Origin of the sequence: Chitinophaga silvisoli (assembly GCF_003412465.1) — a bacterium.
Lineage (GTDB): Bacteria > Bacteroidota > Bacteroidia > Chitinophagales > Chitinophagaceae > Chitinophaga > Chitinophaga silvisoli.
Map to the genome: position 1 here is coordinate 134,972 of NZ_QTJV01000008.1, position 16,531 is coordinate 151,502.

At 46.2% G+C, this 16,531-nt stretch carries 11 protein-coding genes and 1 tRNA gene; 5 read left to right on the forward strand and 7 right to left on the reverse strand.

The window, feature by feature from the left end; genetic code table 11:
• Positions 1-14: 14 nt before the first annotated feature.
• From DXN04_RS21005 to DXN04_RS21025, 5 genes are all read left to right on the forward strand, one after another.
• A complete protein-coding gene (locus tag DXN04_RS21005) occupies positions 15-1,697 on the forward strand; it encodes a RagB/SusD family nutrient uptake outer membrane protein (RefSeq protein ID WP_116855360.1) in 1,683 nt (560 codons plus the stop codon).
• Positions 1,698-1,776: 79 nt separating this feature from the next.
• A complete protein-coding gene (locus DXN04_RS21010) occupies positions 1,777-4,548 on the forward strand; it encodes a SusC/RagA family TonB-linked outer membrane protein (RefSeq protein WP_116855361.1) in 2,772 nt (923 codons plus the stop codon).
• Positions 4,549-4,561: 13 nt separating this feature from the next.
• Positions 4,562-6,211 carry a RagB/SusD family nutrient uptake outer membrane protein gene (locus tag DXN04_RS21015; protein ID WP_199415096.1) on the forward strand — a complete coding sequence of 550 codons (1,650 nt, stop codon included), beginning with the start codon at positions 4,562-4,564 and terminating at the stop codon, positions 6,209-6,211.
• A gap of 24 nt (positions 6,212-6,235) precedes the next feature.
• Positions 6,236-7,312 (forward strand): DUF5013 domain-containing protein, encoded by a 1,077-nt coding sequence (locus tag DXN04_RS21020; protein WP_116855363.1) that lies wholly within the window; start codon positions 6,236-6,238, stop codon positions 7,310-7,312.
• Between the two features lie 135 nt (positions 7,313-7,447).
• Positions 7,448-7,521: transfer RNA gene (locus DXN04_RS21025), tRNA-Arg, on the forward strand.
• A 144-nt stretch (positions 7,522-7,665) separates the two neighbouring features.
• On the opposite strand, the gene DXN04_RS21030 is transcribed toward DXN04_RS21025, so the two are convergent.
• The 7 genes from DXN04_RS21030 to DXN04_RS21060 all read right to left on the reverse strand — a co-directional run bounded on the left by DXN04_RS21030 (position 7,666) and on the right by DXN04_RS21060 (position 16,310).
• Positions 7,666-9,135 carry a pyridoxal phosphate-dependent decarboxylase family protein gene (locus DXN04_RS21030; RefSeq protein ID WP_116855364.1) on the reverse strand — a complete coding sequence of 490 codons (1,470 nt, stop codon included), beginning with the start codon at positions 9,133-9,135 and terminating at the stop codon, positions 7,666-7,668.
• A gap of 62 nt (positions 9,136-9,197) precedes the next feature.
• The gene (locus tag DXN04_RS21035; RefSeq protein WP_233525653.1) at positions 9,198-10,325 is read right to left on the reverse strand and encodes a Fe(II)-2OG oxygenase family protein; all 1,128 of its coding nucleotides are present in this window, start codon (positions 10,323-10,325) and stop codon (positions 9,198-9,200) included.
• 41 nt (positions 10,326-10,366) lie between these two features.
• The gene (locus DXN04_RS21040; RefSeq protein ID WP_116855365.1) at positions 10,367-11,353 is read right to left on the reverse strand and encodes a sterol desaturase family protein; all 987 of its coding nucleotides are present in this window, start codon (positions 11,351-11,353) and stop codon (positions 10,367-10,369) included.
• Complete coding sequence (locus DXN04_RS21045; protein WP_199415097.1) at positions 11,350-11,952, reverse strand: nitroreductase family protein; 603 nt, start codon at positions 11,950-11,952, stop codon at positions 11,350-11,352. Before DXN04_RS21045 ends, DXN04_RS21040 begins: the two co-directional genes overlap by 4 nt.
• Positions 11,945-13,828 carry an IucA/IucC family protein gene (locus DXN04_RS21050; protein ID WP_116855366.1) on the reverse strand — a complete coding sequence of 628 codons (1,884 nt, stop codon included), beginning with the start codon at positions 13,826-13,828 and terminating at the stop codon, positions 11,945-11,947. The genes DXN04_RS21045 and DXN04_RS21050 overlap by 8 nt, the downstream gene beginning before the upstream one ends.
• 5 nt (positions 13,829-13,833) lie before the next feature.
• A complete protein-coding gene (locus DXN04_RS21055; protein ID WP_199415098.1) occupies positions 13,834-15,012 on the reverse strand; it encodes an MFS transporter in 1,179 nt (392 codons plus the stop codon).
• The gene (locus DXN04_RS21060) at positions 15,009-16,310 is read right to left on the reverse strand and encodes a lysine N(6)-hydroxylase/L-ornithine N(5)-oxygenase family protein (protein ID WP_116855367.1); all 1,302 of its coding nucleotides are present in this window, start codon (positions 16,308-16,310) and stop codon (positions 15,009-15,011) included. The genes DXN04_RS21055 and DXN04_RS21060 overlap by 4 nt, the downstream gene beginning before the upstream one ends.
• Positions 16,311-16,531: the final 221 nt, after the last annotated feature.

Sequence of the window (16,531 nt, forward strand, 5' to 3'; positions counted from 1 at the left end):
TAAAACTATTTAAGATGAAACCTTACTATATCATATGCATGGTGCTATTGCTGTTTGCCTGCCAGAAGGACTTCCTGCAAATGCCCATCTCCAATACAACGACGACAGACTCGATATTCTCTACTACCATCAAAGCACAGGGTGCTATTGCAAATGCGTATAAGATCGTACTGAGTCAGGGATTGCCATACCAGGGTAACTGGAACTCACTGATCCAGGACAATGCCTCCGGTGCGCTTACTTACGGCTTCTCCTGGACATGGGGATATGGGATCTCCACCAGTACCGGACTGACCGCTACCGGCAATACCGAAGACATGGATGGTTACGCTTATAATTTCACCACTATCAGGCAGGCCTACCTGGTCAAAGAAAACATCGACAAGGTGACTGATATGACGGATGCTGACAAGGCGATTGTGAAAGCAGAAATGACGGCACTGATAGCCTATCGTTATGAACAAATGGTAATCATGTATGGCGGAGTACCTATCGTCTCTAAGTCACTTACTGTAAATGATGACCTGAGCATTCCACGTGCACCCGTGGCCGAGGTGATGGATTCCATTAGCAGCTGGTGTGATGCGGCAGCAGCTGTATTGCCTTCTGTATGGACATCTACCTGGACAGGGCGTATGACCAAATCAGCGGCACTGGCTATCAAAGCGAAAGCATTGCTCTATGCTGCGCGTCCGCTCTTTAATACGGCTAGCCCCTACCTTGACCTGGGGGCAAACAACAACCTGATCTGCCTGGGGAATGCAGATGCAGGGCGCTGGCAAACAGCTGTTACGGCTGCAGAAGCTGTGATCAAAGAAGCCGAGAATAATGGCGGGATTAAGATCATCAATACGGGCAATCCCCTGGATGATTATGGTACTGCCACTTCCACGCCTGCCAATGCAGAGATCATTCTTGCATTTAAATACGATGCAGGTGGTAGCAGTATGAATACCTTTTACAACATGCATAACTGGCAGGCTTATGGGAATGGGCTGACGACCAGTTATCTCGAGAACTATTATAAAGCCGACGGTACAGACCAGGTATGGCCAAGCAGCAGTACCGCCTTCTCTGATTATATCACCCGGATGCAGGCCATGGAACCCCGGTTCAAAGCGAGTTTTAAGGCATGGGAAATAGACACCTGGAATAATCCGAATGATAATACCTGGGCGAATTCCAACCTATACCAGTGGGCGATGAATGTAGCGGCAGTGCCGGTGAAGTTCTATTATAAAGCGGGTACACGCAACTGGTTTGAGTTCCCGATTTTCCGTCTTGCTGCATATTACCTGAGTGCTGCGGAGGCATACAATGAAATGGGGCAATCTGCCAATGCGCTAACGAAACTCAATGTAATTCACCAGCGGGCAGGTTTACCAGCTGTAACAGAAACGGACCAGGCCAAACTGCGTACCATCATCCAGCGGGAATGGGCTGCAGAGTTCTTTGATGAGAACTACTGGCTGCATGATATCAAGCACTGGAAGAGAGCAGATATCGGGAATGGCCTGATTGGTGGCGTGATCCGTACGCTGCACTTCAATAGTGATGGCGGCGGGAAGATGACAGGGAATACGGATTATAATGATGGGCAAATGTACCTGGGTTTCTGGGCTCCCCGTCAGTATCTGAATCCTTTTCCGCAAACGGAAATCAACAAGGGAACACTGATTCAGAATCCGGGGTACTAAACAAGATTTACATTTCCTGCGTACCCAACCGATTCTCCTGGAAAAATGTACCGATCAAGCTTTTTAAAATTATTACAACATGCGCTACAGAACGCTTCTATATATGCTGGCCTTTTCCGGTAAAGTGCTGGCGCAATCCGTTCCTGATTCGATACCTACGGCCTCCGTGTCAAAGGTAAGCGGAGAAGAACTTTATAAAACACCGGCCGCGAATATTACCAATACCTTTTACGGGCGGCTGCCAGGTATTATTACCCAACAGGCCAGCGGTGAACCGGGATATGACAATGCAAATTTTGTGATCAGGGGTATTGGCACTTATGATAATAATGACCTCGCCATCTTTGTAGATGGATTCCAGGTGAATAATACCTACTTCCAGTATTTATCTGCAGTAGAAATTGCTTCGGTAAAATTGTACAAAGATGCCGCGGCACTCGCCGCCTTTGGGATGCGGGGTGCCAATGGCGTACTCTGGATCACAACGAAAAGAGGCCGGATCAGTAAGCCAACCGTACAGGTACAGGTAAGAAATGGCGTGCAACAGGCTGAGAATATCAATAAGCCTTTGCGCTCTTATGATTATGCCCGACTCTATAACCAGGCCGTGAGTAATGACCTGTATGCCGTGAATAACCACCAATATATTTACACACCTAAATATTCCGCCACACAGCTGGATGCTTATAAAAATGGTACGGGTACTGATATAGACTGGTTCGACGAGGTACTCAAAAAGAACGCAGTATTCAGGGATGCGAACATCACCTTTAGTGGTGGTGATACCAGTACCCGTTATGCTCTCATTGTAGACTACATGAAGAACCAGGGCCTGTACAATGTAGCCACCAATTCGACGACTTCGAATGCACAGATCCAGCGTTTTAACCTGCGGGCAAACCTGGATTTTAGTTTCTTTAAAATCTTCGAAGCAAAGGTGGATCTCGGTGGCCGTATTGAAGATCGGCGTTATCCAAACTTCAATGGACCTTCTTTATGGAATAACATGGCCGCCTATCCTTCCAATATTTACCCGGTGAAAGATGAAACGGGCAACTGGTCCGGCACCACTGTGTATTCCAACAACCCGGTAGCTTCCCTGAAAGGATTGGGCTGGGCATCTACACATGACAGAACATTGCAGGCAAATTTCAACCTGAAGGAAAAACTGGATTTCATTACACCGGGTTTATACCTGAATGAAGCGGTGAGTTTCAATACCTGGACCAGGAACTCCGCCAGCAAGACGGCCACCTATGCCAGGTATTACAATGGTGTAAAAACCACTACTGATGTAACAACTGATATCGTGGCGAGCAACAGTGCACCTACCAATCAATACGACTGGAAACAGGCCAACCTGAGCGCAGGTTATGACCGAACTTTTGGTCCTCATGCGGTACATGCGCTGGTAAATTATTTTGCAAGTAATTATATAGAAGACTGGAATGGTAGCTTCAATGGATCAGGATACAATACGGGCAATAATATCTTCCACCACTACACGAATTTAGGCGGTACTGTTGATTACACTTACCGGGAAAAATATATGCTGGGTTTTGGATTTGGATATAGTGGTTCTGACAACTATGCACCGGGCCACAACCATGGATTCTACCCTGCTATATCTGCAGGATGGATTGCATTGACCGATCCTTTGTACCTGAAAATCAGGGCTTCCGCAGGTAAATCAGGGAACGAGAATTCCCTGCAGGGAAGGTATTTGTTCCAGCAGTATTATGGTACCTCCACTGCCTTTTATACAGGTGTAACGAGTCTGAATGCCAACAGTGCCATTGTGCCGACCTACATTGCCAATCCCGATATCTTCGCAGAGCATAGTATGAAATACAATGTAGGTTTTGATATGACCCTGTTTAAAAAACTGGATATTATTGCAGATGCTTACCTGGATAAAAGGGGAGGTATTGTGACCTATGACCAGGCCAGTTATGCCGCTACAATTGGTACCGCACTGATGTTCAAGAACATCGGGAAGATGACTAACAAGGGACTTGAATTAACGATGAACTATCATGATAACTGGAAAGGATTGGGTTATCGTGTAGGCGGTAGCGTTTTATACCACAAGAATACGATAGATTACCAGGCGGAAATTGCTCCTGTAAATAGTTTTAGTAAAACTACGGGGCGGGCTGCCGGCACGCCAATGGGATTGATTGCGGAAGGGTTCTACCAGGTAGAGGATTTCAATGCAGATGGCACCCTGAAATCAGGATTGCCGGTTCCTGTATTTGGTGCGGTGCAACCTGGGGATATTAAATATAAAGATCTTGACAACAGTGGATTTGTAGATCAGAATGATGTGACTAAGATTGGAAAGCCCTCTTATCCTTCATTGTATTATTCATTCAATGCATCGCTGGACTATAAAGGTTTCGATGTATCCATTTTATTCCAGGGAGGAGCCGGTGCTGATTACAATATGCTGAATGCTACCACTCAGACCCAGGCATTTGTGAGCAATAACAATGCATTTCCGATGGCAAAGGGTGCATGGGCCTACTATCCGTCAGAAGGAATTGATACCAGGGCCACTGCTACTTATCCCAGACTGACGACCCAGGCGAATAGGAATAACTACAGGAATTCTACCTTCTGGATCAAGAAAAACAATTACCTGCGGATCAGGAATATTGAGGTGGGGTATACATTGCCGGAGGCATTTTTGAAGAGGGCGCACCTCAGCAACTTACGCCTGTTTATGAGTGCAACGAATCCTGTTACGATCAGTAAGCTCTTAAGGGACTACAATTTTGATCCGGAGACACCTACAGGTTATCCCGGACTGAAGTCGTATATCGGTGGACTCAGTGTTTCATTTAACTAATAAAATGATCATCATGCAGAAACTAACAATTTATATATTCATTTTGCTGGTGCTGAGTGCCTGTTCAAAAGATTTTTTGAATACGAAGATTGATTCATCTGAGACAGACAAGACCATCAATTCGGATTACAGCACATTGATTTCGCTGGGCAACGCACCTTATGCTTTTATCAGGAATGGGTTCCTGGCGATGGACAATAGCAACATCTTTGCGGCAGCAACGGACGAGGCGGAGGAGACATCTGCCTTGTCCAGCGCACAATTGTTTAACCTGGGGAGCTGGAATGCAACGACGAACCCGGATAACTATTATGCAGATTATTACAAGGGCATCCGGGCAGCGAATTATTTCCTGGAGCATTCTGTGAATTACAAGGATATCTTAGGTGCTAACAGGGATACGATCTCCGCTTCCGGGGCAATCAGTTATAAGAACGATGTGACAAATGTGGCCTGGTACAGAGCGGAGGCACATATTTTAAGGGCGTATTTCTATTTTGAGTTAACGAAAAGATATGGAGGGGTGCCGTTGGTAACGCGGGTGCTGGATGCGAATGAAAATACGATTATGCCGGCGGCAGATTATGATAGTGTGATGAATTTTATTGTGGCCGAGGTAGATGCATATAAGGACAGTTTACAGGTGAACTGGAAGACCTCTTCATTCTCCAACTATGATGGCAGGTTTACCAAAGGGGTGGCGCTGGCGCTGAAAGCAAGGACCCTGCTGTATTGGGCAAGTCCTTTGCATAATGCAGCCGGGGATGTGAGCAAATGGCAGCGGGCGGCAGCAGCGGCACATGATGTAATTGCGATGGGACTGTATAGTTTGTCCACCGATTACAGGAATTACTTTTTGCAGAACAATACCTTAAGCAGCGGTGAAACGATCCTGGCATCCAGGTATGCGGCAAGCAATACGATGGAGAAGCAGAATTACCCTATCAGTACCTCAGGTGGATTGAGTGGGGTAACCCCTTCGGAGAACCTGGTGGCAGATTATGAATATACCGGTACCCCGGATCCGGCACATCCTTATGCGAACAGGGACCCGAGGTTAGGGATGAGCATCGTGACGAATGGAAGTACCTGGAATGGCAGGGTGATTGATGAAGCACCGGGTGGTAAGGATGATATGGCGAATACGAATGCAAGTAAGACAGGGTATTACCTGAAGAAGTTTGTGAATGATGGGTTGAATTTAGTGCAGGGAGGAACGGTTACACATCATTGGGTCATTATGAGGTATGGAGAGATCCTGCTGGAATATGCGGAGGCGATGAATGAGGCGTATGGACCGGATAATGATAATGGGTATGGGATGACAGCAAGGGCGGCGATTAATCTGGTGCGGGCCAGGACCGGGGTGAATATGCCGGTGGTGACAGCGGCAACGCAGGATGAGTTCAGAACGGCGCTAAAGCATGAGCGGAGGATTGAGCTGGCATTTGAGGATTACAGGTACTGGGATTTGTTGCGCTGGAAGGATGCGGGAACGGCCTTGAATAAGCCGCTTTTAGGAGTGAAAATAAATGCCGGGGTATATAGTACGTTTACAGTAGAAGAGCGGGTTTTTGATGCCGCCAAGATGTATTATTATCCATTCCCGCAGACGGAAATCAGTATTTCAAAGGGGGTGTTGGTACAGAATCCGGGTTGGTAATTCATTCTTTTAAATTTTTGATTTATGAAACAGTCTATTATCATCATATTTCTTTTATCGCTCTGGGCCTGTAAGAAGGATGCTGACAGTTATGGCATTGCCAATATTTACATGCCGCAGGCGCTCAATGTATCTGGCGGGATTAACGCGAATTATGCGGTACCTACGGGTACAGATTCTTCGACGTACAATTATAGTATAGATGCCAGCACCGGGAAGCTCAATATTATCCTGGGGGTAGCGCAGGCCAGCACTTACAAATCCGAGGGGTATTCCGTCAATATTGTGACGGATGCAGATACGATTGCGTTGTTAAAATTTAATAGCATCCTGGATAATACGACCATACTGATGCCGGCTTCTTTGTATACGCTGCCTGCCTCTGTGAGTGTGCCTGCAGGGCAAAGCGCGGCCACATTTTCACTGGGACTGGATATTGAGCAACTGAAATCTTCCGAATATGAGGGTAAGAAACTGGCGTTGGCGGTAAAGATCCAGAGCACAGGGAAATTTGCAGTGGCATCGAATGCAGCAGTAACGATTGTGATTGTAGATGTAGATGCGCTGGTGATCGGGCCATCGAAGGATATCTCTGCCCAGTATCTTAAGAATACTTCTACGCCATTTACAGTGGCCGGCATGCATTCCGGTGGACGCTGGGGTACCCTGACGGACTGGAGTGCCAATACAGCAGCCAAGAGCCATGATGGCTTTGGGGGCTATGCGTCAGATGAAGGAGGTACGATAGACATGGAAAGTGGCTGGGGTTCACCGGCTATTCATAATGGCAAGATCTGGCAAACGACAGGTAGTGCATTGCCGGCTGGGACTTATACATTGGATGTATCTGACCTGGATTGGCAGGGTACAAAGGATCCGGCTTATATAGTGGTGGCTCCGGGCCTGGATACGATTCCGGATTATGCTGATATTGCAGGGAATACGAGCATACATTATACTTTGTTCAGTGCACCGAAGATTACGTTTACACTAACGGAGGAGACGAAGGTGACGGTGGGTTTTGCCGTGAATTATGTGCAGGATGAGCAAGGATTTAAGATTTATAGTGTGAAGTTGATGAATTATCCGAAGCATTTGTAAGATATTTTGGGGCTGTCTTGTGATAGAGACAGCCCTTTTTTTATGCTGTATACAACGGGTACACGTATTTCTTTAAATTTTTCTTGGTAATTAAATATTTTTGTGCATCTTTGCACTCCCTTGAAAAACGGGAATGGCTTCGTAGCTCAACTGAATAGAGCATCTGACTACGGATCAGAAGGTTTCTGGTTTGAATCCAGACGAGGTCACAAAAAGGAAAGGATTGCATAATTTATGTGATCCTTTTTTGTTTTATGGGGAATTTTTGAGGCTGCTATGAACGGCGTTAATGCAAATTGGAATTTTTTTAAAGCCTGATGACTGTATTTACAACAGTCACCAGACCATTGCCTTTAGATCGCTGATCTTATTTTATTGAGAATCTCCTTTATATCCTCAATGGTCGTCAGGGGGTTCAGAATCGTAAATTTCAGATAGAATTTCCCATCTACCTTTGTACTTGCCACCAGGACTTCCCCACTAAAGAATAACTGCTCTTTTATCTTCTTATTCAGTTCACATGGAGATACATTGAGCTTAGCCGGATAATATCTAAAGACTAATACCCCGAGATCGCTATGACTCAGCAATTGAAAATCTACCTGCTCTTCTATTAAGCATGCCGCTTCTTCCGCGGTGTCAATAATTGTATCTGTATAGGCACCCAGTTGCTGCCGGCCCATGAGGCGTAAGGTAAACCAGAGTTTTAAAGCATCGAATCTTCTTGTGCTCTGAGTGACTGATTTATTGATCTGCGCAGGCAGTGCATCATAATCCTGTTCTTTTGGATTCAGGTAATCTGCATGGTGCCTGATAATATTCAGGTGGAGCCTGTTCCGTACGATGAAGGCACTGGAACTGATTGGCTGGAAGAAAGATTTGTGGTAATCGATCGTCACAGAATCGGCTCGTTCAATCCCATCCAGTAAATACCTGTATTTGTCCGTCAGGAGCAGGCCGCAGCCGTAGGCCGCATCGATATGATACCATAACTGATGGCGTTGTGCTATGCCTGCAATGCCGGCTAAAGGATCGACATTACCGAAGTCGGTAGTACCGGCAGTAGCTATTACAGCAATGGGGATGTTACCCAGTTGACGTTCTTTTTGGATAGCTGCTTCAAGGGCACCCAGGTCCATTCTGAAACGTTCATCGGTAGCCACTTTTATGACTGCCTGCTCACCTAAACCCATCAGGGATGCATTCTTCTGGTTACTGAAGTGTGCCTTTTCAGAAACAAATATTCTGAACCTACTGGCTTCTATAGGGTGACCATCCAATTTGATGTTGTGATGCAGGTAGGTTAATGCATAATAATCTCTTGCCAGGAGTAAGCCCATCATATTACTTTGGGAACCGCCAGCGGTGAACACACCATCACATTGGTCATCGTAGCCGATTTGTTGTCCGGTCCAGTCAATGAGTTTACGTTCCATAAAGGTGCCTCCGGCACTTTGATCGTAGGTATCCTGGCTGCTGTTGATGGCGCTGATGATCACTTCTGCCGCCAGGGCGGGTATGACTACTGGACAATTGAGATGTGCGATGTATTGAGGCAGGTGGAAAGCGGTGGCGTGTTGGATGTATAAGCGATCTACCTCTTCGAACAGGCTTTCGTAATCAGGAAGTGGGGTGTCGAAGTCCACTTCTCTGAATTGGGCCAGTAAGGCGGCAGGTCTGATGCCGCTGAAAGGGCGTTTGTTATTTTCGAGGAAAGCTGTCACACGCGCTGCAGCAGCTGTGATAGCGGCGTTGTATTCCGCCGAGGCACCTCCGTAGAACAGGTCTTTTACTGGTGCGGCGATCAAAGTGGGTTGATTCATGATTGATTCATTTTTATAAAAGTGCTGTCAGGGTAATGAAGATGAAAGGTTGGATATATATTTTATTTGAACAGGCTTCCATAATGTTCTTCCATTATTAAATAAGGGTCATCCGTATGCGTTACCCCTCTGATCCCTATAAGACTCGTCTTACTCATCATTCGCAGCATCATTCGCCGCTCGCATTTCACCATCCGGTCATTCTCTTTTCTAAACCCGGCCACAAACGCATTTCTTCCATGTGCACATAAATGGTTGTTCACAAAAATGAGATCTCCTGACTCAGGGATAAAATCATTGTAAATCAATTGCCGTGCCTCCTCCCAGAAATGCCGCAAATGCGCCATGGCTTCCGGAGTCTGATCCGCTGCTTCATTATAGATTTGTTCGGCTGCATCGAAACGGATAAAGGGATGTTCCCTGTTGCCGTATAATACGGCAGTAGTGACCTCTTCTCCTTTTGCCATATCAGTTTCATAGTTGGCATCCTTCGGACATTTATAAATAGGCCGGAACAAGGACCCCATCTCCTCTCCCAGCGAACCATGTGAACGGATGCTATACAGTGAGCTGGGCACATTCTCTTCATTCCTTAAAAAAAGAAAACTGAGGAAATCAGCTGCGTTAAAGAGAAATGCGTCTTCAGTATGCACAAACAGGTCAGTTCTTGAGCCGGACCCGGTCTGGGTGAAATTCATCTTCTCATCGGGGATGATGGCATGCAGCAAGCCTCCACCTTTACGCTGGGCATAATACTGGACTGGTTTGGAAGGTACTGCTCCATGCAATAAGGCACAGATAAATCCATAGCGATTAATCCTCGTATAATCCATCTGTTTATAAGATGGCGGCGTGGGTCCCAGCTGATCCTGGTCTACATTTACCAGGCCTCTTAAAACAATCGCGCCATATTGGGAAGCGGAGAAGTCGGTACCGAAATTACTTAGCAGACGGGAAATACGCTCCGGCAATAACTGGAATGCATGCAAATGTAATTCTGCTATGAAGGCCGGGTTTTCGTAAGTGCCGAATGCCAGGGCCAGCATGTCGCCTAATTTTGTCAGGGCAGCGCGCTCGCGGGGAGTGATATCTATGATGAAAGGTGCCATTGGCGGGTAAGTGCGTGTTACGGGACGTAACACATCATGCATGGGTTCCATCATTGGTATGTTCGCTATATTGGGTTCCATATGTTTTCATTTTAGAAAGTGGATGTTGATATTGCTGACAGTTAAATGGTGGAGGATGATATGCCTTCCAGTTTAGAATTGGACGGTGATACCTCTTCCTTTTTAAATAGTGGATGTAGATAATTCTGCCAGGCTTCATCTCTGTAGGCAGCAGCCATTTTGCCACCATCTCTATGATTCCAGCCAGGAGGTTTGAGGACATAGCGTATTTTATCGATCAGGCGGGGTGCAGACCGGATATCTCTCCATAAATCCCGCCAGAGTAATAATTGTACCTGCCAGAGGCTCTTTGAATTGATCTCTTCACTTAGGATACCATACACCGGCTTTATATCATCCAGCTCCGTCTGGAAGGTGCCAAAGATCTTATCCCAGATAGAGAAGGTCTCCCCATAGTTTCTATCCAGGTAGATATAATTTTTGGCATGATGTACCCTATGAACCGATGGTGTGATGAACAGGTATTCCAGCAATCGTTGTTTGCCGACATAGCGGTCAAAATGATCATTGACATGCTCATACAAACCATATAGTCTGGCGATGGATTCGCAAATGAAGATCATGAACGGATCAAAACCTAAGATGGGCAGCCAGATAATGGTGAGGGGGATATGGAGGAACCCAAGGAATGATCCCCGCACAGCGACCGTTAGTTTCATTTCTTCGGCCGTGTGATGGACACCATGGATACACCAGAAGAAACGTACCTGGTGGCCTAAGAGGTGGACAAGCCAGAACATGAAATCGTATACCAGGTAGGCCAGGATCCAGATGTACCAGGCATCGCTGAGCGTGGTGAGCCGGTATTGGTAGAGCCAGGTCATAGTGCCGAAAATCATCACCTTGCCCAGGAAGAAGTAGGGAATGCTGTCAAGTACATAAGAGAAGACATTCACCCAACCTTCGCGGTTGCTTTCCATTTTTTTACTGATCACCAGTAATAGCCATTCTGTTATTACAAGGCCTAATACGACATAGCCGAAGATGCCCTGTAGTTTGCCGAGTAAGATGGGGAGATAAGTAGTCATGTTAACCAGGTCACTTTTTTCTCAATCCCTGTTCGCCGTTTATTAGAAGTATATGTTTCCAGGTCATAATAACCCATGTAGAAAAACCCGAGGCATCTCTCATTTTCTGCCAGTTCAAAGCGGTCCGCGTAGGCGATGCAGGCGGAACAGCTATCCCAGTAGCCGCCTATATCGTAGGCGGTACAGGTGAGGGCCATGTTTTGTACAGCGCAGGCTACAGCCGCCAGTTCTTCCCACTCTTCGATCACTACCTTTGTGCTGCGGCGCATGATGATGACGATGATGCATCCTGCCCGCGAGGGGTAGTTGATCAGGCGCTCGTACTGGCCTTTGTAGTAGTCCGCGAGGTAGCTGCCGAACTGTTTTAGTTGCTCGCCCTGTAGAACAATGAAGCGCCAGGGCTGGGTCATTTTATAATTGGGTGCCCAAATGGCATTGGTTAATACTTCTTCTATAAGCGGTTTGGGAACAGGTTTATCAATGTAGTAATCAGCGAAGATGCTTCGGCGATTACGGATGATGTCTGCAAGTAATGCACCCTTTGGCTGCATTACTTCAATGCGGTCTGTTGCACAGGCAGTAAGATCCTTGTTATGCATGCGAAAAGGACACGTTTGCTTTTTTATAAACAGCTATCGGGTTCCTCAACATACCTGCCAATTGAAGGCTGCCAGCCGGATCTGCCAGGTCGACCATCTGCTTATTGTTGCGCAGCTGTAAACGGTTCAGACAACTCAATATAAATTCCTCTGCGAAGAGGTCGTATTGTTCAAATTTCTCTGCATGTTCAGGATGATCCTCCTGATAAGCGTGAATCGTGGCGGCTACCAGTTGCCAGAATTTATCTTCCGGATAGTCACAATGTTCTACAAGGATCTGGCCTATGAAACGGAAGAAGCAATCAAATACATCTGTGAGAATGCTAAGTGCTCTTAACTCTTCAGGAACAGTTACACAGATCCTTCTACCCTTTTCAGGTATTTCTTCTTTGTAGCTAAATACCCCTATCTCTTCCGTTATGTCTTTCATGATGGCTTTTACGGGTACATGGTTTTCCATTACCAGGATCAGGTTTTCGCCATGAGGCATAAATACGAGGTCATGTTCGTAGAAGCAATGCAACAATGGAGTGAGGTAAGCCTGTAAATATTTTCTTAACCAGTCAGTTGTACTGATACCGGCAGCTTTGATCAGTTCATGCAATAAGGAGTTGCCATTGAAATCGATGTGGAGTAGTGCAGCCATGGTCATGAGTTGCTGACCAGGTTGTAACACCGTGGCTGGACTTTCACGCCAAAGGGCAGCGAGCATTTTATTGTATGCGCTGGTTTTACCAAATGGTTCGTAGTACATGTTACGATAGCCGACAGTGGCGACTTCACAGAGCAGGGTAAATCCAAGTTTTTGGATGTAAGGATCTGCTGCGATAGCTGATTTAATCCATTCTGTAATGGGAGGTGTGCTATCCATATAATAAGGTGTGAGGCCTCTTACAAATCCCATATTGAGTACGCCGATGGCGGTTTTGGTATAATGCTTATCAGGGTGGCTAAGATTATAGAAGGTGCGTATGGATTGCTGTGCGCTGAAATCGTCTGGACCTTCGCCGAGGCAAATCAATAAATTATTGGCGATGTCAGGAGCGAATACCATGGCTAGTTTATTGTACCACTGCCAGGGATGTACCGGGATGAAAAAGTAATCAGCAGTATCTACGCCTTTCTCTTTCAGGACTTTGTTGAAAGCAGTCAGCGTGCGGTCGCCCAGTTCTTTTTCCATTAATAAGTTGTAAGGCAGCGTATCTACAGCGGCATAACCTGTTCTGCTTTTGTGACCTGCGAGCCAGATCAGGCGGATGGGCGCATCGGCTTCTGGGGCATAGGCCCGGTAGTCGTTAGCATCAAAGCCGATGCGGCCGTTGTTCGCTACGAAACAGGGATGACCGCTGTTCATGGCGTGTTCAAGGGTTTGGTAGCCGGCGTTTACGAGGTCTGATGAGGTGAGGGTATGGTTGGCCATCATGTAGGTGCTGCCATAGAGGGTGTTGGTGATCTCTTCAAGATAGCTGGGTAGCTGCGAGGTGGAGATATTTAACAGGTCTTTGAATTCGAGGATGAAGTGGAGGCTGTCGATGGCACCGCTTGATTTTTTCAGGGATGATTTGTCGATGTACCAGTGGTTCAGGCTGAGGATGCGGGCACGGAAGGTGTATGTGATTGGGTCGGAGGATTGGGTGTCAGGATTTGAGGTGGATTCTTTTGTATCTAATGCAGCTGTTGCAACCAGAGCTCCCGGTGCTGTCAGACGATAATATCCCCATCCCCCTTCTTCATATTCCAATACGGGTGCGAGCAACAGCTCGTGGGTAAACTCACTGATGATCTTACATACGTGCAACCTGTTGGCACATGCCCATAGCGCTGGTTGTAAATTGGCGACTACCTGTGCGGCTTGTTTCATACTATCATTTTTCATACTTATCAATTTTCATTATGTGCTAATACAGACCTTTGTGATGTCTGTGTTCTGATTATATAATAATACATGGCTGTTACCATGGCAAAGCCTGTAAAAGCTACCATAAATGGCATGCGCAGATTAAACTGGTCTACCAGTACCCCCGCCATGGTACTTGCTATTAATACTCCCATATTCTGGAAGAAATGGATTTTACTATATTCGATTGCGTATGCTACCGGATCACTTACATGAAAAAGCAATGCATCGAAGCGTACTGCTGCCTGGAAGAAAGACCAGCCATAAATACAGCGGCCGATAAACACTGCGCCAGCCATAGGATAGCCCTGCAATAACAAGCCTGCGAGTCCGAAGAGTAACGCTGAGATAATACCCTGGTATACATTGCGCTGTCCCTGGCGTTTCTTATTTACATAGAGGCCGATCATGGCGACTACTGCGGGAATGGCGTACACTGCACCGGAGAGCATTTGGCTATTGCTGTTTGTAAGGCTTTCCCAGTATTTTACAAAAAAGGGCCGGATAAGGAAGTCACTGAAGTAAAGGATCATGGTGACGATGCCTAATTTTAAGACCATTCCCTGTGGCCAGATACTGGTTTTGACCTGCTGTGTATTTTCTGCAGGTGGGATTGCTTCTGTAGTTTTCAGCAAATAGAGGCTCATACCTGATTGTATAAAATCGCCTGCTGCCATGCCAAGAAAGATCCATGCAGGCGAGAGCCAGTCGATGAGCATACCGCCAAAGACAGCACCGAGCACACTGCCGCAGTGAATGATCACTGCCAGCAGTCCGATAATGCTGGTATGATCTTCTTTCTTTGTAATGCGCAGGATAAAAGGGTATACCAGCAGGTAACTTCCTTTAAAGACAATGATCGATAAGGAGACTATCCAGAACTGTGTGTAGCTGGTGATAAAAAAGCAGGAGGCTGCTAAAATACCTGCTACCAGTTGCGTATATACGAGTATGCGCAGTTCTGATTTGCCTTTGGAGAGCCAGGCCCACAAGGGGAAGGCGATCATGACGGTGGCACATACGGTGCTGAAATAGAAGCCTACGGCTTTGGGATCAGTAATCCCAAACCGGGATTTGAAGAAATGAGGGTAGAAAGGGTGTAAAAGATAATCACTCACCACGGCTACGAGGGTCATGACGATCAGAAAATTCCTCACTTTCATATTGAGATCAGTTCAGAAATGGGTTGTAAAATTTGTTCATCATCCGTCACCATAAATTGCTGAAAAGCTATCCTTTTCTCAATCGCATAATGATCCACACCCGTCATCTCCCTAATCAGGATCGCATTGCGATAGCAACCCATACCCAGGTCCGGCGTAGATAATCCATGCGTATGCAATTCCGCATTCTGCACATAGATATCTTTCCCGATATTATAATTTCGCCCCACATCAAATCTTCCCTTCTCATCAAATGCAATCCTGTCTTTAATATTATTTAAGAAAGCCGGCATGCTATAATGATAACCAGTAGCAAGGATCAATCCTTCTGTATGATGCCTGTAGTACTTCTCTACTTCTTCCTGGTAAAAATCGAGCGTGAATCCATCATCATACGTTACCTTCTTCAATGCAGAATTGGTGCGCAGTGATACCGTGATATCATGCTGCAATCTTTTTGTATACAGCAAATCGAAGATATTGCCAATGAGATCGTTATTAATTCCTTTGTATAAGTGTCTTTGGTTACGGCTCAGCAGGTCTCTCTTTTCCATAGGCAATGCATGGAAGTAATCAACATACTCAGGAGAAGTCATTTCCAGTGTGAGCTTACTATATTCAAGCGGGAAGAAGCGTGGTGATCGGGTGATCCAGTGCAGCTGGTAGCCATATGTATCGATGTCCTGCAGTAAATCGTAATAGATCTCTGCAGCACTTTGCCCACTTCCTACGATAGTGATACTGCGTTTGCTTTGGAGACCTGCTTTGTTATCCAGGTAACTAGATGAATGAATGGCGTTTTGCATATGTTCTTTGCACATGGCGGGAACATATGGCACGGTACCGGTACCAAGTACGAGTCGTTTTGCATGGAGGATGCCATTGTTCGTTTGCAGCGTATAGTGCTGCTGGTGATCGTTCCAGCCGATATCGTCTACCCTTGTATTCCAGTGAAGGTTGTGCAATTTTTTCACTGCCCACTGGCAGTATTTATTGTATTCATGGCGCAGAATTTTGAAGTTCTCCCTGATGTAGAAGGAGTAAATGCGTCCTTCTTCTTTCAGGTAATTCAGAAAGCTGAAGGGGCTTGTAGGATCGGCCATAGTTACAAGATCCGCCATGAAAGGAACCTGGAGTGTGGTGTCCTGGAGCAGCATACCAGGATGCCAGTTGAACCCTTCGCGCTGATCCAGGAAGATGCCATCTAATGATTTGATCTCCTGTGTCATGGCGGCGAGGCTGATATTGAACGGCCCTGCACCGATAGCTGCAAAGTCGTAAACCTTTTGAGTATGCATAAAATAGTTATTGTTGAAGTGGTAAATCCTGGGTTAAGCGCAGTTTTTCAGTGATGTAAAACTAGGTATACCATAATAGATTGGCAATCGCCTGTGTGGGGTAAAAACAGGGTAGTAAGGGATGGTAAAGGGATACCCTTTAGAGGGTATATGGCTATGCACAAAAATGCGCTTTCACCTTCGGCAAAAGCGCATTTTTGTGCATAGCGGTAGTGGCCTGA